Source organism: Cobetia sp. MB87, from assembly GCF_011319755.1.
In the GTDB taxonomy this organism is placed as follows: Bacteria; Pseudomonadota; Gammaproteobacteria; order Pseudomonadales; family Halomonadaceae; genus Cobetia.
The window spans coordinates 360,518-382,338 of sequence record NZ_VFBC01000007.1; the positions used below are offsets into that span (position 1 = coordinate 360,518).

The following is a 21,821-nucleotide window of genomic DNA, read 5'->3' on the forward strand; positions in this document are numbered from 1 at the left end:
GACTCAAGATGACGAGCGAACGCAGAATCGCACTGGTGACCGGTGCCAGTCGTGGCATCGGCCAAGCCATCTCCCGTGAACTCGGCCGTCAGGGCCGTATCGTGATCGGTACTGCCACCAGCGAGAAAGGCGCAGCGGCCATCGGCGCTGACCTCGAGGCGCACGGTATCGAAGGCGCGGGCATGCTGCTCAACGTCACCGATCAGGCCAGCGTCGACGCCGTGCTCAAGGAAATCGGCGAGCGCTTCGGCGCCCCGACCATTCTGGTCAACAATGCCGGTATCACGCGTGACAACCTGTTGATGCGCTTGAAGGAAGACGATTGGGACGCGGTGCTCGACACCAATCTCAAGTCGGTCTTCCGTGTCAGCAAGAGCTGCCTGCGCGGCATGACCAAGGCGCGCTTCGGCCGCATCGTCAACATCTCGTCCGTGGTCGCGACCATGGGCAACCTCGGTCAGGTCAACTATGCTGCCGCCAAGGCAGGCATGGAAGGCTTTGCCCGCTCGCTGGCGCGCGAAGTCGCGTCACGCAATATTACCGTCAACTCAGTGGCGCCGGGCTTCATTGCCACTGACATGACTGAAGCATTGCCGGAAGCGCAGCACGAAGCGTTGCTCGGCAACATCCCGCTGGCGCGCCTTGGCCAGCCGGAAGAGATTGCTGCGGCAGTCGGCTTCCTGACCAGTGATGCAGCAGGCTACATTACCGGTGAGACGTTGCAGGTGAACGGTGGCATGAACATGCGCTGAACCCCACGCAGGGACGTGGTTGCGTCCTTTTGGGGTGGCCTATAAACTACGCCCAGCTTTTTCGAGCTGCGGATTCCGTACCACTAGGAGTGATTGTTAAATGAGCACCATTGAAGAACGCGTCAAGAAGGTTGTGGCTGAGCGCCTGAACGCCAAAGAAGAAGAAATCCAGAACTCTTCCTCTTTCACTGAAGACCTGGGCGCCGATTCCCTGGACACCGTCGAGCTGGTGATGGCTCTTGAAGAGGAATTCGATACTGAAATTCCTGACGAAGAAGCAGAGAAGATCACCACCGTGCAGGAAGCTATCGATTACATCGTCAACCACCAGTAAGGTGTGTTGAAGCGATCACGGAGCAACCTGTTGCTCATGGTCGTGATGCAATTGTCTGTACGTTCAAGAGCCGCACTGTTCCTCAGTGCGGCTCTTGTCGTTCAGGGATGTGCTGCGCAATGCCGCGCCGACAGGGCGCGAATTGCCTGGTGGTAGACGGCGGGCTTCGTGACAAATGCCCCCTTGTGGCAAGTGTCGGAATTCCTTCGTGAAAGTGGCCAGAAAAGCGCTTGAAAACCGACTGCCCACGCATGGCCAGGTTTCTGTATAATGCGCTCAATTACCGTCCGGGCGTCCATGGCCCTGGCGTGCCAATTCGATAGTTTTGGAGGAGACACGATGCCTCGCAGAAGGGTAGTGGTAACAGGTCTTGGCCTGGTAACCCCGGTCGGGAATACCGTCGAGGAAAGCTGGAGCAACATCAAGGCGGGCAAGAGTGGCATCGCGGCCATCGAGCATTTCGATGTCAGCGGTTTCAATACCCGTTTCGGTGGCTCCATCAAGGACTTCGATGTGAGTCAGTACCTGAACCCGAAAGAGGCCCGCAAGATGGACCTCTTCATCCAATACGGTATCGCGGCGGCCCACCAGGCCATCACCGACTCCGGCATTGAATGCACCGAAGACAACGCCGAGCGCATCGGTGTCGCCATCGGTTCCGGTATCGGCGGCCTGCCGATGATCGAGCACAACCACAAGGCGCTGGAGAAGGGCGGTGCGCGTCGCATCTCGCCGTTCTTCGTGCCGGGCTCCATCATCAACATGATCTCCGGCAATCTGGCGATCCAGTTCGGTTATCGTGGCCCGAACATCGCGATCACCACTGCCTGTACCACCGGGACGCACAACATCGGTTATAGCGCACGTACCATCGCCTATGGCGATGCCGACGTGATGGTGGCCGGTGGTGCCGAGATGGCGACCACGCCGCTGGGCCTGGGGGGCTTCTCCGCGGCGCGTGCGCTGTCGACCCGCAACGATGATCCGCAGGCGGCCAGCCGCCCGTGGGACCGCGACCGTGATGGCTTCGTGCTGTCCGACGGCGCCGGTGTCGTCGTGCTGGAAGAGTACGAGCACGCCAAGGCGCGTGGCGCGACCATCTACGCCGAGGTGCTCGGGTTCGGCATGTCCGACGACGCTCACCACATGACAGCGCCGCCCGAAGACGGCCGTGGTGCGGCCTCTGCGATGCGCAACGCCATCCGTGACGCCAAGCTCGAGCCGAGCCAGATCGACTACATCAATGCCCACGGCACCTCCACCAATGCCGGCGACAAGGCGGAAAGCCTCGCCGTCGAATCGGTGCTGGGTGATGCGGCGCGTGATGTGGCGGTCAGCTCCACCAAGTCGATGATCGGTCACCTGCTGGGCGCTGCCGGTGCGGTCGAGGCCGTGTTCTGCGTGCTGGCGATGCGTGACCAGATCGCGCCGCCGACCATCAACCTGGACAACCCGGCCGAGGGCTGCAATCTCGATTACGTGCCGAACGTCGCACGTGACATGAAGATCGAGTACACCCTGTCCAACTCGTTCGGCTTCGGTGGCACCAACGGCTCGCTGGTGTTCGGCAAGCTCAAGGACTGATCACACGCTTTCGTGTTCTCTCTCCTCAGACGCGCTCCCATCCGGGGGCGCGTTTGTCTGTGGGGCGTCACCTGCTTCGCGTGTCGTGTCCGCAACCGTTCTCTGGAGGGCTGTATCGATGACGACTGATGCCTCTGGCAGCAAGAGCTCAGATGACCGGGCGTCTGATGAAAGGAGCGGTGACGACACGTGCTCTCCTGCGGCGCTCGCCGCCGATCTGCCCAGTGATGACCGTGGCCTTGCCTATGGCGAGGGCGTGTTCGAGACGATTCTGGTGCGTGAGGGTCAGCCGCAGCTGTGGTCCTGGCACGAGGCGCGCCTGAGGCGCGGTTGTCAGCGTCTGGGGATTGCAGCGCCTTCGGCAGCTGAACTGGCGGGCTGTCTGGCGGTCTGTCAGGGCGAGGGGCTTGAAGTGCTCAAGCTTATCGTCACCGGCGGCACTGGCGGGCGGGGCTACAGGGCACCGGAGTCACCGCAGGCGCGCTTGCGGGCACGTGCAACGCCTTTTGCGGTCAATCAGCAGGCGCGGCGTGGCATCACGGCACGGGTCTGCGAGCTGCGTGTGGCTGAGCAGCCGGCACTGGCGGGGCTCAAGCACCTCAATCGGCTCGAGAACGTGCTGGCGCGTCGTGAGTGGAGCGACACGACCATCAGCGAGGGGCTGTTGCTCAATGCGCAGGGCGAGCTGATCGAGGCCACCAGCATGAATCTGGCCTGGTATCGTGACGGGCGCTGGTTCACGCCGTGTCTTGATCGTGCCGGTGTAAAGGGCACGCTGCTGGCGGCGCTTGAGGCCGAGATGACGTTCGAACGAGTGCGTGAGGGGCTTGAGTCACTCGCGCGGGCCGAGCAGGTGGTCGTCATGAATTCCGTGCAGGGCGTCTGGCCGCTGCGCACCCTGCTCAAGTCCGATGGCGCGATTCTGTGCGAGTGGAAGGATGAGGCGCATCCGGCGCTGGACGAGTTGAATCACACTGTCGCGCGCTTGCTGGGCGAGCCCGCGAACTGACGGAAGGCGACGAGCGTCAGCAGGCATGCCTGTGTGGTCGTCGCCTTCGCCATGAAGACTGGAAACCTGATTATGCGAGTGTTCAAGATCCTCCTGATGCTGGTAGTGCTGGCCGTGGCTGCGGGTGTGGTGGGCTTTCGTTATTGGCAGGCGCAGTTGCTGTCACCGTTGGCGATCGAAAAGGAACAGCTGTTCGAGGTGCCCAAGGGCGCCAGTCTGACCAGGGTCGTGGGCGAGCTCGAGTCACAGGGCATCATCGAGGCGAGCTGGCCGTACAAGGTCTGGGCGCGCCTCGAGCCTGAGGCCGTCAATGGCCTGCGCGCCGGTGAATTCCGTCTCACGCCGGGCTTGAACGGCCGTGAGCTGGTGGCGCTGCTGTCCAGTGACGATGTGGTCAGCTATACCTTGACCGTGCCGGAGGGCTGGACCTTCGCCCAGATGCGCACTGCCATGGACGCCTCACCCAAGCTTGAGCACACGACTCGCGACATGAGTGACGAGGAGCTGATGGCGGCCGTCGGTGCAGAGGGCAAGAAGCCGGAAGGGCGCTTCTTCCCGGACACCTACCGCTATCACAAGGGCGTCAGCGACCTCTCGCTCTACAGGCAGGCCTATACCCGCATGAGCAAGACGCTGGAGGAAGTCTGGGCCGGGCGTGACGACGACCTGCCGATCACCAGCGCCTACGAGGCGCTGATCATGGCGTCACTGATCGAGCGCGAGACCGGCGCGCCGGAAGAGCGCGACGAGATCGCCGGCGTCTTCAAGCGTCGCATGGAGCGTGGCATGCGCCTGCAGACCGACCCGACCGTCATCTATGGCCTGGGCAAGGACTATGATGGCTCGCTGTCGCGCGCCGACCTGCGCAAGCCGACGCCCTGGAATACCTATGTGATCACCGGTCTGCCGCCGACGCCGATCGCGATGCCCGGGCGCGCCGCGCTGGAAGCGGCGGTGCACCCGAAGGAAGGCGATACCTACTACTTCGTCGCCAAGGGTGAGGGCAAGCATCACTTCTCGCGAACGCTGCGCGAGCACAACAATGCCGTGCGCCGTTATATTCTCAATCGGTAATGCGTGGCGAATGAGCTGAAACCCGTGTGGCGAACAGGGTCTGCCATGCTGCACGGGGCTTTCGTCGCGAGTCATCTGCTGTCTGAATCAGGAAACATCATGTCTTCACGTCCGAGCGCATCAAGCACGACGTCTTCTCGCCACGCCGCCAGCGCGGCGGCCACCCGGGCCTCGGCCGGTGGTCGCTTCATCACGCTGGAAGGCGGTGAAGGCGTCGGCAAGAGCACCAATGTCGCCTTCGTGGTCGCCGAGCTCGAGGCGCATGGCCTCGAGGTCGTGCGCACGCGTGAGCCGGGTGGCAGCGAGCGAGCGGAAGCCATTCGCCAGTTGCTGCTGGACCCGGCGCCGGCCGAGTCGCTGAGTGATGATGCCGAACTGCTGTTGATGTTCGCCGCGCGTGCCCAGCATCTGGCCGCGACCATTCGCCCGGCGCTGGCGCGCGGTGCCTGGGTGGTGTGCGATCGTTTCACCGACGCGACCTTTGCCTACCAGGGTGGTGGCCGCAACCTGCCGCTGGCCGATATCTCGGCGCTGGAATCCCTGGTGCAGAAAGGCTTGCAGCCGGATCTGACCCTGCTGCTGGACATGCCGGTCGAGGCGGCACGTGGCCGTCTGGCCGCTCGTCGCGCCGAGACCGGTGAAGGCGCCGACCGCATCGAGCAGGAAGCCGAGCAGTTCTTCGAGGCGGTGCGAGTCGGCTATCACATGCGTCGTGACGCCGACCCCGAGCGCTTTGCCACCATCGATGCCGGTCAGTCGCTCGAGGCCGTGCAGGCCGATATCGCGGCGGTACTGGCAGCTCGCGTGGCGGCCTGGCAGGCGAACACTCCCACGGATGAACAGCCATGAGTGCTTCAGACGTCAGCAGTGGTGTCACGCTTTCGAGCTTCTCGCCGCTGCCGTGGCAGCATTCGCTGTGGCAACACTTCACCGCGGTACACGACAACGGCCGCCTGCCGCATGCGGTGATGCTCAGCGGGCCGTCGGGGCTTGGCAAGCATGAGCTGGCCGATGCGATGATCGCTCGCGTGCTGTGTCGCACCGCCCAGGGCAAGCCCGGCGCGGCGGCCTGTGGTGAATGTCATGGCTGTCAGATGCTGGCGGCGGGGCACCACCCTGATCTGATGGCGGTCGCGCCGCAGGATGTCGGCAAGATGATCCGCATCGACCCGATCCGTGAGGTCAACCGCTTCGTCTCCCAGACGGCCCAGCAGGGTGGTTACCGCGTCATCCGTCTGCAACCGGCGGAGTCGATGAACATCGCCTCGGCCAACGCCTTGCTCAAGAGCCTCGAGGAGCCCGGCGCCAATACGCTGTTCATTCTGCTCAGCGACATGCCGTCACGGGTGCTGCCGACCATCCGCTCGCGCTGTCAGCAATGGCCGCTGGTGATTCCGCCGGCCGAAGAGAGCCTGCCGTGGCTCACGCAGCAGCTGGGCGAGGATGCTCAGGCACTGCTGCGCATGGCGGGTGGACTGCCACAGCTGGCGGTGCGTCTCGGCGAGGCGGAGCAGCGTCAGCTACGTCAGGCCTTGCGCGAGCTGTTCGATGCGCTGGTGCGCGGTGGCGAGCCGGTGGCCGAAGCGTGGCGACTGGAGCGCCAACCGCTGGCGCAGGTGCTGTGGTACGGTATTGCCTGGCTGGAAGACCTGATCCGCATGGGCCTGTCCGGCAATGCCGGCGACCTGCGTGACCCCAGTCTCGAGCCGCTGTTGAGGCAGGCGGTCAAGAATGGTCGCACCCAGGACTGGTTCAAGCTGCTGGACTTCGCACGCGAGCAGCGCCGCCTGCTGGCCGCGGGCGGCAACCCCAACCCTCAGCTGGTGCTGGAAGCCTGGCTGGTGCGTTGGGCCGCCTTGCTGCGCTCCTGAATGCGCAGCTGGCTTTTTCTGAGGTGATGGCCCGAGTGAAGGTCTGAGCTTCTGGCGTGAAGGGCCTGAGTGAAGAGCTGAAGAAGGACCTGAGCAAAGGACCGCGTGGAAAGCCTCGAGGCTGCGCGAGGCAAGGCAGGCAGGCTAGACTGAAGCCAGCCAGGCCGCTTGCTCGCCTTGGGTCAGATATCAGCAGGCAATGGCCGAAGAATACGCATTGATACGCAGCGTCAGTCCTCATGTGAGCGCTGACGCTCGTCACGGGACTGCATGTGCCGGGAGACCGGCCGGAGGTGAAGGATGGATACCGCTCCACAGCAAGGCCAGAAGGCGCTCTCGCTGACCATTCGTGATCAGAAGACCCTGTTGGCCGCCTACATGTCGACCCTCGTGCGCGGCGGCATCTTCGTGCCGACCACCGAGCGCTACACCATGGGCCAGGAAGTCTATCTGCTGCTGACCCTGCCTGAGGAATCCGAGCGCATTCCGGTCACCGGGCGCGTGGTATGGATTTCCCCGCAGGGCGTCAGTGGCCGGCGCACTGCCGGCATCGGCATCCACTTCAGTGAAGAGGACCGCCAGGTGCGCGATCATATCGAGAACCACCTGGCCGGCATGCTCGGCAAGGGTCACGCGACCTATACGCTGTAGCGCGAGCGCAGCGTCGCTTCATCATCTCGACCGGCAGTGCCATGGGCGCCCGCCGGTCGAGCACGTTTTTCGCCGCGCAGCGCGTGGCCATCAGTAGTGAGAGTTTCCGGATGTTTGTCGATTCGCATTGCCACCTTGATCGTCTGAAACTGGAAGAGCACGGCGGTAGCCTCGAGGCCGTACTGGACGCCGCGCGCGTCCGTCACGTGCACCAGTTTCTCGCCATTGCCGTCACGCTCGACGATGTGCCCGAGATCTCGGCCATCGCCCGGCAGCATGAGGATGTGGTGATTTCCGCCGGTGTGCATCCGCTGCATCAGGTCGACCCGGAACCCACGGTCGAGGACATCAAGAAGTGCGCCGAGCGCTTCGGCGCGGTGGCCATCGGCGAGACCGGCCTCGATTATCACTACGAGAGCGTCAGCCGCGAGCTGCAGTACGAGCGCTTCACGCGCCATCTGATCGCCGCGCGTGAGCTCGAGCTGCCGGTGATCATCCACACCCGTGAGGCGCGCGAAGACACCCTGGCGCTGATCAAGCAGCACACGGACCCCGCTGTCGGTGGCGTGCTGCACTGCTTCACCGAAGATCTCGACATGGCGCGCGTCGCGGTGGGCCACGGCTTCATGGTCTCCATCTCCGGTATCGTCACCTTCCGCAACGCCGAACACGTCCGCGAGCTGGCGCGCGCCATCCCGCTGGACCGCCTGCTGATCGAGACCGACAGCCCCTATCTGGCGCCGGTGCCGTACCGTGGCACCTCCAATGTGCCGGGCAATGTGGTCGAGGTCGCCGAATGCATCGCCGCCGAGCGCGGCATCACCGTCGATGAGCTGGCGATGCAGACCACCGCCAACTTCTATCGCCTGTTCCGTGCCGCCGCGCCGGAAGCGCCGGACAACGTTCGCGAAGCGCTGGCCAGCAGCGGTATGCTCATCGATTGAGCGTGATGCCCCGCATGATCTGACCACCAGGGAGGGAACGTCATGAATCCAGCCGCCATCCTCACCCAGCTGGGCGACAAGGCCACCAGCGGCAAGACATTGCCGCCGGTGGATCAATGGCATCCGGCGCATTGTGGCGAGATGGACCTCGTCATCCGCGCCGACGGGCGCTGGATGCACGAGGGCACGCCGATCGGTCGCGCGCGCCTGGTGCACATGCTGTCGCGGGTCATGCGTCGTGAGTCTGATGGCAGCTACTGCCTGGTCACGCCGGTGGAGAAGGCCACCATCCAGGTCGAGGACCGCCCCTTCCTGGCGGTGGACTGCTCCCGCGTCGAGAGCGATCCTGCGCCGACTGAGCCCGGTCAGACAGAGTTCGAGCAGACAGGGCCCGGACAGACAGAACTTCAGCATGACGTCTGGCAGCTGGTCACCGATCAGGGCGATGTCGTGCGACTGGAAGGGGAGACCTGCCTGACGCTGAGCGAGACGCCGGACGGCCTGTGGTTGCCGGAAGTGCCGGTGCGTTTCGGGCTTGCCGCGCGCCTGCACCGCAATCTCTACTATCGGCTGCTCGAGAGCGCCGAGACGCATGAGCAGGAAGACGGCAGCCTGAGACTCGGCTTCATGAGCGGTGGGCGCTTCCAGATTCTGGGGCAGCTGGCGGCCGATGAGCTCGAGGTCTGAACTTGTCAGAGCCTGTCTGAACCTGTTTGAGCCTGCCGCCTTCTGCTCTCTTTTCCTTGTGTCCCTCGCGTTCTGCCTCGCTCCCATTCACTCGCCGTCAGCCATTGCAGGTCTTCATGTCGTCACCACTTCCTCCCATCGAGCCCGACAGCGCCGCGCCCCCCGGGGCAGATTCCGCAGCATCGCCACTGGCGCTGGCCGTCGATCAGCTGACGCAGCGACTGACGGATCAGCAGCGCGCCGTGGTGGCACATCGCGGACGACACGCCCGGGTGGCGGCGGTGGCGGGGTCGGGCAAGACCACCACGCTGGTGGCGCGGGTGCTGAGCCTGCTGGCGGAAGGCATACCGGCGCAGCGGATTCTGGTGCTGATGTTCAACCGCTCGGCGCGTGAGGACTTCGTCGCCAAGCTGGCGCAGTCGGCCCCGCCGGGCACACGGCTGCCCGACATCCGCACCTTCCACTCCATCGGCCATCGCCTGACCACCACTCTGGTGCGCTGGGGCAGCCTCGAGCCGCGCGAACTCATCCAGCAGGACTGGGCATTGGAGCGTCTGCTCAAGCAGGCCGCCCAGCGTGCGCTGGGCGATGCCGATCGCGCCGATCGTGAGGCAGCGCTGGAAGGCGAGCGCCTCGAAGCGCTCGCCCAGTTCTGTGATCTGGTCAAGGCCGAGATGTGCGAGCCGACGCTGCTGTACGAGCGCATGAACCTCGGCGAGCACACCGGCCACTTCGTCGAGTCCTTCGCCCAGCTTGAGCAGCTGCTCGAGCAGTACGGCCAGATGACCTATGCCGATCTGCTCTACCGGCCGCTGCGCCAGCTGGAGAGGGAGCCCGAGACCCGCGCGCGCATCCAGGGGCATCTGCAGCACGTCATCATCGATGAGTATCAGGACATCAATGAGGCGCAGCAGCGCATGCTGGCGCTGCTGGCGGGTGCGCCAACAGGCGAGGCGTCGCTCGGCGAGTCGTCGCTCGGCAAAGCCTCCTCGCCCGGCGAAGTGTCGCCCGCAGCCTCCGGCGCCTTGGCAGAAGTCATGGCGGTGGGGGATGCCAACCAGTGCATCTACGAGTGGCGTGGCGCGCGGCCTGACTACATGCTGACGCGCTTCGCCGAGAGCTTCGCCGCGCCACTGGATTTCCCGCTCAGCTATACCTTCCGCCACGGTCACCGTCTGGCGCTGGCGGCCAATCACGCCATCGCCGCCAATGCGCGCCGTCCGGACCAGCTGTGTCTGGCCGCGCCCGGCACGCCGCCGACGCGCTTGTTCGAAGGCCAGGGCGCCGCCAGTCTGGTCGCGGCGCTCACGGCCTGGCGAGAGTCAGGCCGCAGTGGCGCCGAGGCCGCCGTGCTGGTGCGCAGCTGGGCGCTGTCGGTACCGGTGCAGTTGCAGCTGCTCAAGGCCGGCATTCCCTTCCGGCTGGGGCAGGGGGATCGCTTCGTGTTCCGTCTGCCGCTGGTGCAGGCGCTGGCGGGCTATCTGGAGCTGGCGCGTGATGCCACGCGTCTGCGCGACCCGGCGCACCTGCTGCTGCTGTTCACCCAGCCCACCGCCTTCGTCGCGCGCGAGCGCCTCGAGCGTCTGTGTCAGCAACTGGCCGACAGCCAGCGCTGGCCACGCAAGGAAGACCCTATCCTCGAGGGGCTCAAGCCGTTGCAACGCCGCAACCTGCACAAGCGCTGGAAGCTGTTGTGCGATCTGCCTGCGCTGGGCGATTGGGCGCCCGCGCGGTTGCTGCGCCATGTGGTCGATGAGCTGGAAGCCGACAAGGTGCTGCGCCGTGCCGCAGCCCGGCGTGACAAGGGCGAGGAAGATGTGCGCCTGCTGGATGTGCTGATCGAGCAGGCGGGAGAGCTTGCCAATGACCCCGACGCCTTCATCAATCTGCTGCGCAATCCGGTCGAAGACGCCGCCGACGGCGTGCTGATCACCACGGTGCACGGGGCCAAGGGGCTGGAGTGGCCGCTGGTGGGGCTGTGGGGCATGAACGAGGAAGACTTCCCGGCCTACTCGCGTGACAACCCGCTGTCGCCGGAGCGCCTCGAGGAGGAGCGACGCCTGTGCTATGTCGGCGTGACGCGTGCCCGCGAGCAGCTGCACCTGTGGCGTGACGGCGGCACACATACGCCAAGCCGCTTCTTGGCCGAGCTGTGCGTGGAGGATTGCACTCGCCTCGGTGACTGGATTCACGGTGCCGGCAAGCGCGCCAGGCTCGCCCGTCTGCAGGCAGAGGACGGCGATGAGGCCGCCCGCGAGTCAGCGGACGGCAGCGACGAGCGCCTGCGCGTAGCGGCGCCGGCGCTTGGCGAGGCCTATCTGGCGCGGCTGCCTCTGGCACGCCACGGCATCACGCCGCCGACGCTGGAAGCGCTGCCGAAGAAGGCCGCCAAGTCCCCGGGCAAGCCGGCCAGCAAGTCGACTGCACAAGGCCAGTCAAGCTTTGGCGGCACCTATGCTCGCGGCGCTCGACAGGGCAATCGCTCTCCACGTGGCGAGCCGGCCGTGCTGCGACGCGTCGGTGATTGGGAGGTCGGTCAGCGCTTGCGCCACGAGAGTTTCGGGGAGGGGGTGATCGAAGAGGTCTCCGGCAATGAGGCCAATCCGCTGATCGAGGTGCGCTTCGCCGATGGCAACAAGCGCCGCCTGATCGCCACGCGCGCCCCGCTGACAGTCTTGTGACCCTTGTGACAATGGACTTGAGACTCGGGCGACAAGGCAGCGCGATTGCCAAGCCTTGCGCCGAGCGCCATCATGCCTGCAGCGCATCTTCGTCTGCCCGAAAAGGAGTTTCCATGGCTCAGTATCCCGATCCTGCCGCATTGGCGGCAGCCTCCGTCTCCGCCTCATCGCTGCTGGTGCCGGACCAGCGCCAGGCGCCCCTGATCGATGCCAGTCAGCTGGTGACACAGCTGGCGATGGCGGGCCTCAAGTCGCCCGTGGTGCTGGATTGCCGTGCGCGTCTCGATGATGGGGAAGCCGGCGAGCGTCTGTGGCGCGAAGGCCATCTGCCGGGTGCCATCCATGTCGATATGGACCGCGATCTGTCGGCCGCCGTGCGCGAGGACGGTGTGGGCGGGCGGCATCCGCTGCCGTCACATCAGGCGACGGCCGAGCTGTTCCGCCGCCTCGGCATCACGCCTGAGCAGCAGGTGGTGGTCTATGACGACATGGGTGGCCAGATGGCGGCGGCGCGGCTGTGGTGGATGCTGACCTGGGCCGGGCATCCGGATGTGCGGGTGCTGGATGGCGGCATCCAGGCCTGGAATCAGGCCATGGGCGAGCTCAAGCGTGCACCTGCCCAACCGGCGGTCCCCACGCCTAGCGACTGGCAGCCGAGCTTTGATGACAGCCTGCTGGTCAGCGCCGAGCAGGTGGCCGCCACGGATGACAGCTTGCTGGATGCCCGCGGCGAGGCGCGTTTTCGCGGCGAGCAGGAGCCGGTCGATCCGGTGGCAGGCCATATCCCTGGCGCATTCTGCCGACCGACCCCCAGCAATCTGGAAGCCAATGGTCGCTTCAAGGACCGCATGAGCCTGATGCGTGAGCTGCGTAGCCTGCTGCCGGCAGAAGGTGAAGTGATCGCCTATTGCGGTTCCGGCATCAGCGCCTGCCAGAACATCCTGGCCTTCGCGATCGCGGGGCTGCCGCTGCCGCGCCTGTATGCCGGCTCCTGGAGCGACTGGATCAGTGATCCCGCGCGCCCGGTTGCTACCGGTGAGGCCAGCGAGAAGTCGCCGCACGCGCCAGCGCGATGACGCCCTTCAGACACGACAACGCCCGCCAGAGGTTTCTCTGACGGGCGTTGTCGGTTGTGGGGCGCTTTGCCTGATTCTTTGCGTGCGTGCGTGCTTACGCTTGCGTCCTGGGCTGCGCGGCGGGCTTGCGCGAATCGAAGCGCTCCAGTAGGGCGGCGTTGGCGCAGTTGCCCATGACGTTGAGGGCGGTGCGCAGGCCATCGGTGAAGCGGTCCACCCCGGCGACCACGGCCACACCTTCCAGCGGCAGACCTGCCGCGCCCAGCACGGTGGTCATCGCGACCAGCCCCGCACCCGGTACGCCAGCCGTCGAGAAGCTGACCAGCAGGCCGGTGGTGAACACGGTGAGTACCAGCGAGGTGGTGACATCGATGCCGAACAGCTGCGCCACGAACAGCGCATTGAAGCCCTGCATCACGGCGGCACCATCCCGCTTGAGTGCCGTGCCGAAGGGCAGTGCGAAGCTGGCCAGGGAGTCATTCATGCCGTAGTCGCGGGCATTGCCCAGCGCCAGCGGCAGGGTCGCGCCGGAGCTTGCGGTACCGAAGGCGAAGCCCAGGCTCTGGCCGAAGTGGCGCACGAAGGCCAGCGGGCGGGCACCGGTGACGGCCAGCAGCACCAGATAGAGCAGTGCCATCAGCGCCAGCGCGATGATCAGGCCGATCACGTACATGCCCAGGCGCATCAGCAGGTCCAGCCCCTGGGTGGCGATCACCGAGGTGATCAGCGCGAAGACCCCCACCGGTGCCAGCTTGAGCACGAAGGACAGCACCTTGAGGCTGACGGTGTAACCGCTCTCGATCACGCGATGCAGCGGTGCGCTTTCCTGTGGCAGGGCGCGCATCGCCAGCCCGATCAGGGCGGCTGCGAAGATGACCTGCAGCAGGCCGCCGCCACCCAGCGCGGTGAAGGGGTTGTTGGGTACCAGACCCACCAGCCACTGGGCGATGCTGTCGGCGTTGCGACCTTCAGGTGCGGAATCCACCAGGCTCTCGGCGCCGCTGCCTGGCATCAGCCAATGTGCGACCAGCATGCCCAGCGTCAGCGCCACGGCGCTGGTGACCACGTAACTGCCCAGCAGGCGTCCGGCATGGCGACCGACATCGGCGCCGCCTTCGCGGTTGGTCAGGCTCATGATCAGGGCGCCGAACACCATCGGTACCACCACGAATTGCAGCAGACGCAGGAAGATCTGGCCCACCGGTGTCAGCAGGTGGCTGTCGAGCCAGGCGACGCTGCCTTCGGGCAGGGCGCCTGCCCCGGCGTTCAGGGCAAGGCCACTGAGAATGCCCAGCCCCAGGGCGAGCAGTATCTGGCGTGTGACGGACATGATGGCTCCGAAGCGATGGCGTGAGTCTGAATTCGAGGGAAGCCAATGTGCTACCGAGAAGCTGTTATATCAACAATCCCTTTGAGATTGTTTTGGAATAACACAAGAAGCGCTCACGGGGCGCAAGGCGTCCGCAGGCGCGGCGCTGAGGAATGAGGAGGGCCAGACACGACAACGCCGCCACGGCAGGGCCGCGGCGGCGTTGTCAGCTGGTGGGAAGCAGGGGCTTACATGTTGGGGTAGTTGGGGCCACCGCCGCCTTCCGGCGCGACCCAAGTGATGTTCTGTGCCGGGTCCTTGATGTCACAGGTCTTGCAGTGCACGCAGTTCTGGAAATTGATCTGGAACTGCGGCTCACCGGCTTCCTCGACGATCTCGTAGACACCGGCCGGACAGTAGCGTTGGGCAGGCTCGGCATAGCGCGGCAGGTTGTCACGCACCGGCAGATCCGGGTCGGACAGGCGCAGGTGACACGGCTGGTCTTCCTCGTGATTGGTGTTGGAGAGGAACACCGAGGACAGCTTGTCGAAGGACAGCTTGCCGTCCGGCTTGGGGTACTCGATCTTCGTGCACTCAGCCGCCGGGCGCATGCGCGCGTAATCCGGCGTGGTGTCATGCAGGGTCGGCAGGCGGCCGCCCGTCAGTTGGTCGAGGAAGTTGTAGGCGCCTCCCAGGAAGGTGCCGTACTTGTGCATGGCCGGGCCGAAGCTGCGCGAGGCGTCCAGCTCCTCATAGGCCCAGCTGTCCTTGAAGCGCTTGCCGAAGTCGACCAGGTCTTCACCGCCTTCGTCTCCGTTCTTGATGGCGTCGAATACGCTTTCCGCCGCCAGCATGCCGGACTTCATCGCGGTGTGCAGACCCTTGATCTTGGCGAAGTTGAGCGTGCCGGCGTCACAGCCGATCAGCAGGCCGCCCGGGAAGCTCATCTTGGGCAGGCAGTTGAGGCCGCCCTTGGCGATGGCGCGCGCACCGTAGGAGACACGCTTGCCGCCCTCGAGATGGCGGGCCAGGGTCGGGTGCTGCTTCATGCGCTGGAATTCATCGAAGGGCGACAGGTACGGATTGTCGTAGGCGAGATCGACGATCAGTCCCACCACCACCTGCTGGTCATCGGTGTGGTAGAGGAAGAAACCGCCTTCGGCGTTGCCCTTGAGCGGCCAGCCGCTGCCGTGTACCACCAGCCCCGGCTGGTGCTGTTCGGCGGGCACATCCCACAGCTCCTTCAAGCCGATGCCGTAGTGCTGGGCATCCGCCTCGCTGTCGAGGGAGAAGCGCGAGATCAGTTGCTTGCCCAGGTGGCCACGGCAACCCTCGGCGAACAGGGTGTACTTGCCGCGCAGCTCCATGCCCGGCATATGACCATCCTTCTCGCTGCCATCGGCGGCCACGCCCATGTCACCGACCACGATGCCGCGCACCGTGCCATCCTCGCCATGCAGCACTTCCTGGGCGGCGAAACCCGGGAAGATCTCGACGCCAAGCTCCTCGGCCTGTTCGCCCAGCCAGCGCGTCAGGTTGCCGGCGCTGATGATGTAGTTGCCATCGTTGTGCATGGTCCTGGGGACCAGTGCATTGGGGATGACCTGCGCTTTCTGGTCATCCTTGAGCAGCACGACTTCGTCACGGGTGACGGCCGTCTTGAGCGGTGCACCGCGCTCGGCCCAGTCGGGGAACAGCTCGGTCAGTGCACGCGGTTCGAGCACGGCGCCGGACAGGATGTGCGCGCCGACTTCAGAACCTTTCTCGACCACGCAGACCGTCAGCTCCTGCTCGGCCGCATTGGCCTGCTGCATCAGCCGGCAGGCCGCCGCCAGGCCGGAAGGGCCGGCACCGACGATGACCACGTCGAAATCCATGAATTCGCGTTCCATGACCCGTCTCCTCAATCTTTGCGCCGTCAGGGCCCCGCGGATCCGGCGGGGCGGGCGTGTCACGAACGGCCATGGCCGTTCGCTGGGCAGTGAACCTCCGGCGCGGCGTGCGTCAGGGCACGACTCGCCGGAGTGAAAATAGGGGTGCGACTCACGCTGGCTCGCCATGTCCTGCACGGACGATCGGCCGCTCGACACAAGGCGCTGGCGCGAAGCAGCCGCATAGCATGCCGCAACAGTAGCATTTAAAACGACCGTTTGTTTATTATGCTTGGGTCTGACGTAATAGCCACCGGGGGCGTTGCAGGAAATCGCCCGGTGGGTTTCACGCTCGGGCGTGTTGAGAGTGATTGTCAGGTTTGACCCCGGCAGCCAATTCTGCGCAAGATGCCCGCATGAGAATGGCGGCTCCCGGACAGTGAAAACCACGCCGGTCTGGCTGACTTCATCCGTCGGGTGCCAGCGGATATCGTGGCGAGACACTTGTCATCACGGTCATCTGTGGAAGATATTCACCTATCAAACGCTTGCATGAATCGAGCGCTGGCGGCCTCACGGTCACTGGTACTCCATGAGAAATCAGCGAGGACACCATGAAAGTACTCGTCGCGGTGAAACGCGTCATCGATTACAACGTCAAGATTCGCGTCAAGGCGGACCAGTCTGACGTCGATCTGACCAACGTCAAGATGGCCATGAACCCCTTCTGCGAGATCGCCGTCGAAGAAGCGGTGCGTCTGAAGGAAAAAGGCGTGGCGACCGAAGTCGTGGCCGTCACCATCGGCCCGAAGGCCGCCCAGGAACAGCTGCGTACCGCGCTGGCGCTGGGTGCCGATCGCGCCGTGCAGGTGATGACCGATGATGCCGTCGACTCGCTGGGCGTGGCCAAACTGCTGGCCAAGGTGGTCGAGGAAGAACAGCCCGGCCTGGTGATTCTTGGCAAGCAGTCCATCGATGCCGACAACAACCAGACCGGTCAGATGCTGGCAGCACTCACCGGCATGGGGCAGGGGACCTTCGCCTCCGAGGTGGTCGTCGATGGCGAGAGCGTCAACGTCACTCGCGAGATCGATGGCGGTCTGCAGACCGTCAAGCTGAACCTGCCGGCGGTGGTCACCACTGACCTGCGCCTGAATGAGCCGCGCTACGCCAAGCTGCCGGACATCATGAAGGCCAAGAAGAAGCCGCTGGACGTCAAGACGCCGGAAGAGCTGGGTGTCTCCACGGCTTCCAAGGTGTCACTGGTCAAGGTCACGCCGCCGGCCGAGCGTCAGGGCGGCATCAAGGTCGGCTCCGTCGATGAGCTGGTGGACAAACTCAAGAACGAAGCAAAGGTGATCTCATGAGCATTCTCGTCATTGCCGATCATCATGATGGCCAGCTGACCAGCAGCACCGCGAGTGTCGTGGCAGCCGCAACCGCCATCGGAGGCGATATCGACGTGCTGGTCGCCGGTGAGGGCGTAGGCGCCGTCGCCGAGCAGGCCGCCAGGCTTGCCGGTATCGCGCGTGTGCGTGTCGCCGACAATGCCGTCTACGCCCATCAGCTGGCCGAGAACCTGTCGGCACTGGTCGTGGCGCTGGCCGATGACTACAGCCACGTGCTTTCCAGTGCCTCCACTACTGCCAAGAACTTCATGCCGCGTGTCGCGGCACTGAAGGACGTGGCGCAGATCTCCGAGATCATCGCCGTCGAGAGCGCCGATACCTTCCAACGCCCGATCTACGCCGGCAACGCCATCGCCACCGTCAAGAGTGACGATGTGCTCAAGGTCATCACCGTGCGTGCCACCGGCTTCGATCCGGTCGCGCTCGACGGCCAGGCGGCCATCGAGGCCGTGGACGTGGTCGAGGATGCAGGCGTCTCGAGCTTCGTCGAGGAAACCCTGGCCGAAAGCGAGCGCCCTGAGCTTGGCTCCGCCAAGGTGGTGATCTCCGGTGGCCGCGGCATGGGCAACGGTGAGAACTTCGCGCTGCTCAACGGTATCGCCGACAAGCTGGGCGCCGCCATCGGTGCCTCACGCGCTGCCGTCGACGCCGGCTTCGTGCCCAACGACATGCAGGTCGGTCAGACCGGCAAGATCGTCGCGCCGGATCTCTACATCGCCGTCGGCATCTCCGGGGCGATCCAGCACCTGGCGGGCATGAAGGACTCCAAGGTCATCGTCGCGATCAACAAGGACGACGAAGCGCCGATCTTCCAGGTCGCGGATTACGGCCTGGTCGGGGATCTGTTTGAGGTACTGCCGGAGCTGGAAGGCAAGCTCTGAGCAACGCCCTGCATGACTGAGGCCGAGACACCGCAAGGTGCCCCGGCCAATCAACGCGACCCGCTTTGGCGGGTCGCGTTTTTTGTGTCTGCGGACAATGGCTGGGGAGGTCAGGGGTGAGTGCTTCAGGAGAAAGTGCAACGCTGCATTGCAGATTTCAGCGCCTGATGAGGGGGCAGAGCGAGGCAAGATCAATTGATAATTGTTCTTGTTTGTAATACCGTCCATGCCAGTGATTTGCATTTCCACTCGGAAGCCACTAGCGGCCTGGCAGGCGACCGAGGATGCAACCAAGCCTAGTTCTTCAGGAGATGTCCGTGCGGCGTTCGACTTCTTTCCCCTTCCCGTGCGTGCGAGCCCTCGGTGGCCTGCTCCCGGCGCTGGTGCTGCTTGCACCGCTGACAGCCACCGCATTGCCGGCGCATGCCGAGACACTGCGTGACAGTGCCGCCACTCATCAGGAAACCCAGCGTGAGCTGCAGGCGCGCATCGACGCCGCCGATGACGAGACGCGTGCGCTGCTGGTGCGCCTGCGCGAAGCGCGTCAGGAAGCCGCGCGTCTGGAAAGCTATACCGCGGAACTGACGCCGCTGAATGCTGACCGCGCGGCGCGTATCGAGCGCCAGCGCACGGCGCTGGAGAATCTCGAGGCCACGCGTGAGTCGCTGCCGGGCCTGCTGCGTCAGCAGGTCGAGGAGCTTGAGGACTTCATCGAGCAGGATCTGCCGTTTCTCAAGGACGAGCGCCTCGCGCGCGTCCAGCGTCTGCGTGACAACCTTTCCAATGCCAGCCTGAGCAATGACGAGCGCCTCGATCAACTGCTCAACGCCTGGCAGCAGGAGCTGAGCTACGGTCAGGGCTTCGATACCTGGCGCGCAGGGCTTGTCGGCGGAGAAGACACCGAGGTGCAGTATCTGCGTGTCGGCCGCGTCGGTCTCTATTACCTGACGCTGGATGGTCAGCATGGCGGCGCCTGGCAGGCCAGAAATGGCAGCTGGCAGGTGCTGGATGACAGCGGCCTGGAGGCGCTGCGCAAGGGCATCAGCATGGCGCGTGACCAGCAGGCACCGTCACTGGTGACCCTGCCGCTGTCGGTGCCGGTCGAGGACGTCGAGCTGGCGCCGAAGGGGCGTCTGTCGCAGTCCGCGCTCGAGAGCGCCGATCAGGCTGCCGCGGCAGTCACCAGCCCACGTACCACCACTACCCGTACCGCGCAGGAGTCCAGCTGATGGCGACGAATTCACAAGCGCCACGTGCGTCTCTGTCACGCCTGTTGCTGACGGCCGGCACCCTGGGGCTGCTGACGTTGTCATCTCCCGCCGTGCTGGCGGCGACCGGCAGTGCCGAGCAGTCATTGAGTGTCGAGCAGTTCGAACAGGCGGCCAGTCAGGCCGAAGGCCGCGATCAGGCGCGTCTCGACACCCTCTTGTCGGATCGCGAGGCACTGCAAGCGGCGGTCAGCGAGGCCGAGGCGCGGCGTGACAGCCTGCGCGAGACGCGCGCGACCCTCGAGGCCGAAGCGCAGGAGCAACAGGCGACTCTCAGCGGTCTGGACGAAGAGCGTCAGGCCCAGCAGGGCGATCTCGGTCAGGTCTTCGAGGTGGCGCGCAAGCATGCCCGCGAGACGCGTGAGGCGCTGGCGGGCAACTGGCTGTTGGTCGGCGGTCAGGCGCGTCTGCCGGACCTGGGACCCCGCGATGAGGTGCCGGGCCGCGAGCGTCTCGCCGCCCTGACCGCGGACATCCGCAGCATCGCCACCGAAAGCGGTCGCGCACTGCGCTTCCAGGCACCGCTGGCCGGGCCGGATGGCAGCATCAAGCCACGTGAGATCGTGCGCGTCGGCGAGCAGATGGCCTTCAGTGGTCACCACCTCTTGGCACCGCTGTCGGAAGACAAGGCCGTGGATGGCCCCTCGGCGCTGGAAACTCTCGGTCTTGCAGGCACCACGCCGCTGCGCATTCGCAAGCAGCTGGCGGCCTTCGATGCCGGTGACAGTGATCGCCTGAGCTTCGACCCCACCGGTGGCGATGTCACCCAGGCGCTGGCGCGGGCGCCGCGTCTCGGTGAGCGCCTCAAGCAGGGCGGTGCCGTCGGTTACGTCATCGTCGGCCTGGGCGTGCTGGGCCTGATCATCGCGCTGATTCAGCTGGTGCGCCTGTCGCTGACCCGCCGTGCGGTCAAGCGTCAGGAGGCCGACCTGAGCCAGCTCCGCGATGACAACCCGTTGGGTCGTGTACTGCATCGCTTTGAAGGCATGCGCCACGACCATGAGCCGGAAGCGCTCGAAGCCCGTCTCGACGAGGCGTTGCTGGCAGAGCAGCCCAGACTTGAACGTGGCCAGGCGCTGGTCAAGCTGCTGGCTGCCATCGCGCCGCTGCTGGGTCTGCTGGGTACCGTGACCGGCATGATCGGCACCTTCCAGTCGATCACCGTCTTCGGTACCGGCGACCCGAAATTGATGGCCGGCGGTATCTCCCAGGCGCTGGTGACCACCGTGCTGGGTCTGGTGACCGCCGTGCCGCTGCTGTTCGCCCAGACCGGACTTTCCAGTCTGTCCAAGGGCCTGATGGGCCGCCTCGAGGGCCGCGCCAGTGCACGTCTGGCCGACCACCTCGAGAAGCGCGCTCCGAGCAAGGCTGCCAGCGCGGCGGCGCGTCAGCGGGATACCGAGCATGCCTGATTCGTTGGCCGCCTCTTCCTTGCTGAGCGGTGGCTTCGCGCCAGTGATGCGGCTGGTGGAAAGCGGTGGCCCGCTGATCGTGGTGATCTGCCTGATCGCCATGGTGCTGTTCGGGCTGGCGCTGGAGCGCGGCCTCTACTGGCGGCTTGTGCACCGTCCGGCGCGTCAGCAGTTGATCCACGACTGGGTGGCGCGCAGCGAGCACCACAGCTGGTCGGCGCTCACCCATCGTGAAGTGCTGACCCGTGAGCTGCTGTCACGTCTGCGCGCGCCGCTGCCGTGGCTCAAGCTGCTGGTGCTGATCTGCCCGCTGGCCGGCCTGTTGGGTACCGTGACAGGCATGATCCATGTCTTCGACTCGCTGGCGATCGCCGGCACGGGCCAGGCGCGTGCCATGGCCGACGGTGTGGCTCGCGCCACGCTGCCGACGCTGGCCGGCATGGCGGTCGCGGTGGTGGGCCTGATGTTCGTCACGCGTTTCGAGCGCGTGGTGCGTCGTGAAGACCAGCGCCTGCACGACCGTCTGGCGCGCGCCGTCGACGATGCACGTTCCGGCATGTCCGCTGCGAACGGCTTTGATTCCTCCTCTGATACAAGCGAGACACCACATGCGTAGACGTCGCATGGAGGCCGCGGAAGACAGCGGCGAGATCAATCTGACGCCGATGCTGGATGTCGTCTTCATCATGCTGATCTTCTTCATCGTCACCACCAGCTTCGTCAAGGAGTCCGGGGTCGAGATCCAGCGTCCGGAAGCCTCCAATGCCACGGCGCGCCCCGATGCGGCGGTCATGGTCGCCATCACCGCCGAGGGCGCGGTGTGGGTCGACGGCCAGCCGGTGGATGCCCATCGCGTCGGCGACGCCGTGGCCGACCTTGCCGATGGTCAGCCGGTGGTGATCCAGGCCGACAGCCGCTCACAGACCGGCCTGCTGGTCGAGACGATGGATGCGCTGCGCAATGCGGGTGTGCAGGACATCGCGGTCGCCGCCTCGAAGGGCGAATGAC

20 protein-coding genes are annotated in these 21,821 nt (G+C 65.2%); 18 read left to right on the forward strand and 2 right to left on the reverse strand.

Annotated features, from left to right (window positions below; genetic code table 11):
* Positions 1-8 precede the first annotated feature (8 nt).
* The 12 genes from fabG to CDPAHKCJ_RS07690 all read left to right on the forward strand — a co-directional run bounded on the left by fabG (position 9) and on the right by CDPAHKCJ_RS07690 (position 12,663).
* Positions 9-752 carry a 3-oxoacyl-ACP reductase FabG gene (gene fabG, locus CDPAHKCJ_RS07635; RefSeq protein ID WP_043331893.1) on the forward strand — a complete coding sequence of 248 codons (744 nt, stop codon included), beginning with the start codon at positions 9-11 and terminating at the stop codon, positions 750-752.
* Positions 753-852: 100 nt separating this feature from the next.
* Positions 853-1,086 (forward strand): acyl carrier protein, encoded by a 234-nt coding sequence (acpP, locus tag CDPAHKCJ_RS07640; protein ID WP_024950601.1) that lies wholly within the window; start codon positions 853-855, stop codon positions 1,084-1,086.
* 339 nt (positions 1,087-1,425) lie between these two features.
* Entirely contained in the window at positions 1,426-2,670 is a 1,245-nt protein-coding gene (gene fabF, locus CDPAHKCJ_RS07645; RefSeq protein ID WP_166019285.1) for a beta-ketoacyl-ACP synthase II, read from the forward strand.
* A 118-nt stretch (positions 2,671-2,788) separates the two neighbouring features.
* Positions 2,789-3,679, forward strand: a complete 891-nt coding sequence (pabC, locus tag CDPAHKCJ_RS07650; RefSeq protein ID WP_166019286.1) for an aminodeoxychorismate lyase — start codon at positions 2,789-2,791, stop codon at positions 3,677-3,679.
* 72 nt (positions 3,680-3,751) lie between these two features.
* Entirely contained in the window at positions 3,752-4,753 is a 1,002-nt protein-coding gene (mltG, locus tag CDPAHKCJ_RS07655; protein WP_205700815.1) for an endolytic transglycosylase MltG, read from the forward strand.
* A gap of 99 nt (positions 4,754-4,852) precedes the next feature.
* Entirely contained in the window at positions 4,853-5,602 is a 750-nt protein-coding gene (tmk, locus tag CDPAHKCJ_RS07660) for a dTMP kinase (RefSeq protein ID WP_166019287.1), read from the forward strand.
* Positions 5,599-6,624, forward strand: a complete 1,026-nt coding sequence (locus tag CDPAHKCJ_RS07665) for a DNA polymerase III subunit delta' (protein WP_166019288.1) — start codon at positions 5,599-5,601, stop codon at positions 6,622-6,624. The genes tmk and CDPAHKCJ_RS07665 overlap by 4 nt, the downstream gene beginning before the upstream one ends.
* A gap of 300 nt (positions 6,625-6,924) precedes the next feature.
* Entirely contained in the window at positions 6,925-7,275 is a 351-nt protein-coding gene (locus CDPAHKCJ_RS07670; protein WP_043331891.1) for a PilZ domain-containing protein, read from the forward strand.
* Between the two features lie 110 nt (positions 7,276-7,385).
* Positions 7,386-8,219 (forward strand): TatD family hydrolase, encoded by an 834-nt coding sequence (locus CDPAHKCJ_RS07675; RefSeq protein WP_166019289.1) that lies wholly within the window; start codon positions 7,386-7,388, stop codon positions 8,217-8,219.
* A 42-nt stretch (positions 8,220-8,261) separates the two neighbouring features.
* Positions 8,262-8,906, forward strand: a complete 645-nt coding sequence (locus CDPAHKCJ_RS07680) for a DUF1285 domain-containing protein (RefSeq protein ID WP_166019290.1) — start codon at positions 8,262-8,264, stop codon at positions 8,904-8,906.
* A gap of 116 nt (positions 8,907-9,022) precedes the next feature.
* Positions 9,023-11,587 carry an ATP-dependent helicase gene (locus tag CDPAHKCJ_RS07685; RefSeq protein WP_240916699.1) on the forward strand — a complete coding sequence of 855 codons (2,565 nt, stop codon included), beginning with the start codon at positions 9,023-9,025 and terminating at the stop codon, positions 11,585-11,587.
* 113 nt (positions 11,588-11,700) lie between these two features.
* Entirely contained in the window at positions 11,701-12,663 is a 963-nt protein-coding gene (locus CDPAHKCJ_RS07690; RefSeq protein WP_240916700.1) for a sulfurtransferase, read from the forward strand.
* Positions 12,664-12,757: 94 nt separating this feature from the next.
* On the opposite strand, the gene CDPAHKCJ_RS07695 is transcribed toward CDPAHKCJ_RS07690, so the two are convergent.
* Both CDPAHKCJ_RS07695 and CDPAHKCJ_RS07700 read right to left on the reverse strand, forming a co-directional pair.
* Entirely contained in the window at positions 12,758-13,993 is a 1,236-nt protein-coding gene (locus CDPAHKCJ_RS07695) for a dicarboxylate/amino acid:cation symporter (RefSeq protein WP_166019291.1), read from the reverse strand.
* A 227-nt stretch (positions 13,994-14,220) separates the two neighbouring features.
* Entirely contained in the window at positions 14,221-15,864 is a 1,644-nt protein-coding gene (locus CDPAHKCJ_RS07700) for an electron transfer flavoprotein-ubiquinone oxidoreductase (RefSeq protein ID WP_166019292.1), read from the reverse strand.
* Between the two features lie 593 nt (positions 15,865-16,457).
* On the opposite strand from CDPAHKCJ_RS07700, the gene CDPAHKCJ_RS07705 reads away from it, so the two are divergent.
* The 6 genes from CDPAHKCJ_RS07705 to CDPAHKCJ_RS07730 all read left to right on the forward strand — a co-directional run bounded on the left by CDPAHKCJ_RS07705 (position 16,458) and on the right by CDPAHKCJ_RS07730 (position 21,820).
* Positions 16,458-17,210, forward strand: a complete 753-nt coding sequence (locus tag CDPAHKCJ_RS07705) for an electron transfer flavoprotein subunit beta/FixA family protein (protein WP_166019293.1) — start codon at positions 16,458-16,460, stop codon at positions 17,208-17,210.
* Positions 17,207-18,133, forward strand: a complete 927-nt coding sequence (locus CDPAHKCJ_RS07710; RefSeq protein WP_043331885.1) for an FAD-binding protein — start codon at positions 17,207-17,209, stop codon at positions 18,131-18,133. Before CDPAHKCJ_RS07705 ends, CDPAHKCJ_RS07710 begins: the two co-directional genes overlap by 4 nt.
* A gap of 317 nt (positions 18,134-18,450) precedes the next feature.
* Positions 18,451-19,362, forward strand: a complete 912-nt coding sequence (locus CDPAHKCJ_RS07715) for a DUF3450 domain-containing protein (protein ID WP_346773907.1) — start codon at positions 18,451-18,453, stop codon at positions 19,360-19,362.
* Positions 19,362-20,813 carry a MotA/TolQ/ExbB proton channel family protein gene (locus CDPAHKCJ_RS07720; protein WP_166019294.1) on the forward strand — a complete coding sequence of 484 codons (1,452 nt, stop codon included), beginning with the start codon at positions 19,362-19,364 and terminating at the stop codon, positions 20,811-20,813. Before CDPAHKCJ_RS07715 ends, CDPAHKCJ_RS07720 begins: the two co-directional genes overlap by 1 nt.
* The gene (locus CDPAHKCJ_RS07725) at positions 20,806-21,429 is read left to right on the forward strand and encodes a MotA/TolQ/ExbB proton channel family protein (RefSeq protein WP_082388107.1); all 624 of its coding nucleotides are present in this window, start codon (positions 20,806-20,808) and stop codon (positions 21,427-21,429) included. Before CDPAHKCJ_RS07720 ends, CDPAHKCJ_RS07725 begins: the two co-directional genes overlap by 8 nt.
* Positions 21,422-21,820: a biopolymer transporter ExbD gene (locus tag CDPAHKCJ_RS07730; protein ID WP_166019295.1), complete on the forward strand. Its 399-nt coding sequence runs from the start codon at positions 21,422-21,424 to the stop codon at positions 21,818-21,820. Before CDPAHKCJ_RS07725 ends, CDPAHKCJ_RS07730 begins: the two co-directional genes overlap by 8 nt.
* Position 21,821 lies beyond the last annotated feature (1 nt).

Coding starts and splice junctions, on each gene's coding strand:
- fabG (WP_043331893.1), top strand. CDS start 9: ATGACGAGCGAACGCAGAATCGCACTGGTGACCGGTGCCAGTCGTGGC.
- acpP (WP_024950601.1), top strand. CDS start 853: ATGAGCACCATTGAAGAACGCGTCAAGAAGGTTGTGGCTGAGCGCCTG.
- fabF (WP_166019285.1), top strand. CDS start 1,426: ATGCCTCGCAGAAGGGTAGTGGTAACAGGTCTTGGCCTGGTAACCCCG.
- pabC (WP_166019286.1), top strand. CDS start 2,789: ATGACGACTGATGCCTCTGGCAGCAAGAGCTCAGATGACCGGGCGTCT.
- mltG (WP_205700815.1), top strand. CDS start 3,752: ATGCGAGTGTTCAAGATCCTCCTGATGCTGGTAGTGCTGGCCGTGGCT.
- tmk (WP_166019287.1), top strand. CDS start 4,853: ATGTCTTCACGTCCGAGCGCATCAAGCACGACGTCTTCTCGCCACGCC.
- CDPAHKCJ_RS07665 (WP_166019288.1), top strand. CDS start 5,599: ATGAGTGCTTCAGACGTCAGCAGTGGTGTCACGCTTTCGAGCTTCTCG.
- CDPAHKCJ_RS07670 (WP_043331891.1), top strand. CDS start 6,925: ATGGATACCGCTCCACAGCAAGGCCAGAAGGCGCTCTCGCTGACCATT.
- CDPAHKCJ_RS07675 (WP_166019289.1), top strand. CDS start 7,386: ATGTTTGTCGATTCGCATTGCCACCTTGATCGTCTGAAACTGGAAGAG.
- CDPAHKCJ_RS07680 (WP_166019290.1), top strand. CDS start 8,262: ATGAATCCAGCCGCCATCCTCACCCAGCTGGGCGACAAGGCCACCAGC.
- CDPAHKCJ_RS07685 (WP_240916699.1), top strand. CDS start 9,023: ATGTCGTCACCACTTCCTCCCATCGAGCCCGACAGCGCCGCGCCCCCC.
- CDPAHKCJ_RS07690 (WP_240916700.1), top strand. CDS start 11,701: ATGGCTCAGTATCCCGATCCTGCCGCATTGGCGGCAGCCTCCGTCTCC.
- CDPAHKCJ_RS07695 (WP_166019291.1), bottom strand. CDS start 13,993: ATGTCCGTCACACGCCAGATACTGCTCGCCCTGGGGCTGGGCATTCTC.
- CDPAHKCJ_RS07700 (WP_166019292.1), bottom strand. CDS start 15,864: ATGGAACGCGAATTCATGGATTTCGACGTGGTCATCGTCGGTGCCGGC.
- CDPAHKCJ_RS07705 (WP_166019293.1), top strand. CDS start 16,458: ATGAAAGTACTCGTCGCGGTGAAACGCGTCATCGATTACAACGTCAAG.
- CDPAHKCJ_RS07710 (WP_043331885.1), top strand. CDS start 17,207: ATGAGCATTCTCGTCATTGCCGATCATCATGATGGCCAGCTGACCAGC.
- CDPAHKCJ_RS07720 (WP_166019294.1), top strand. CDS start 19,362: ATGGCGACGAATTCACAAGCGCCACGTGCGTCTCTGTCACGCCTGTTG.
- CDPAHKCJ_RS07725 (WP_082388107.1), top strand. CDS start 20,806: ATGCCTGATTCGTTGGCCGCCTCTTCCTTGCTGAGCGGTGGCTTCGCG.
- CDPAHKCJ_RS07730 (WP_166019295.1), top strand. CDS start 21,422: ATGCGTAGACGTCGCATGGAGGCCGCGGAAGACAGCGGCGAGATCAAT.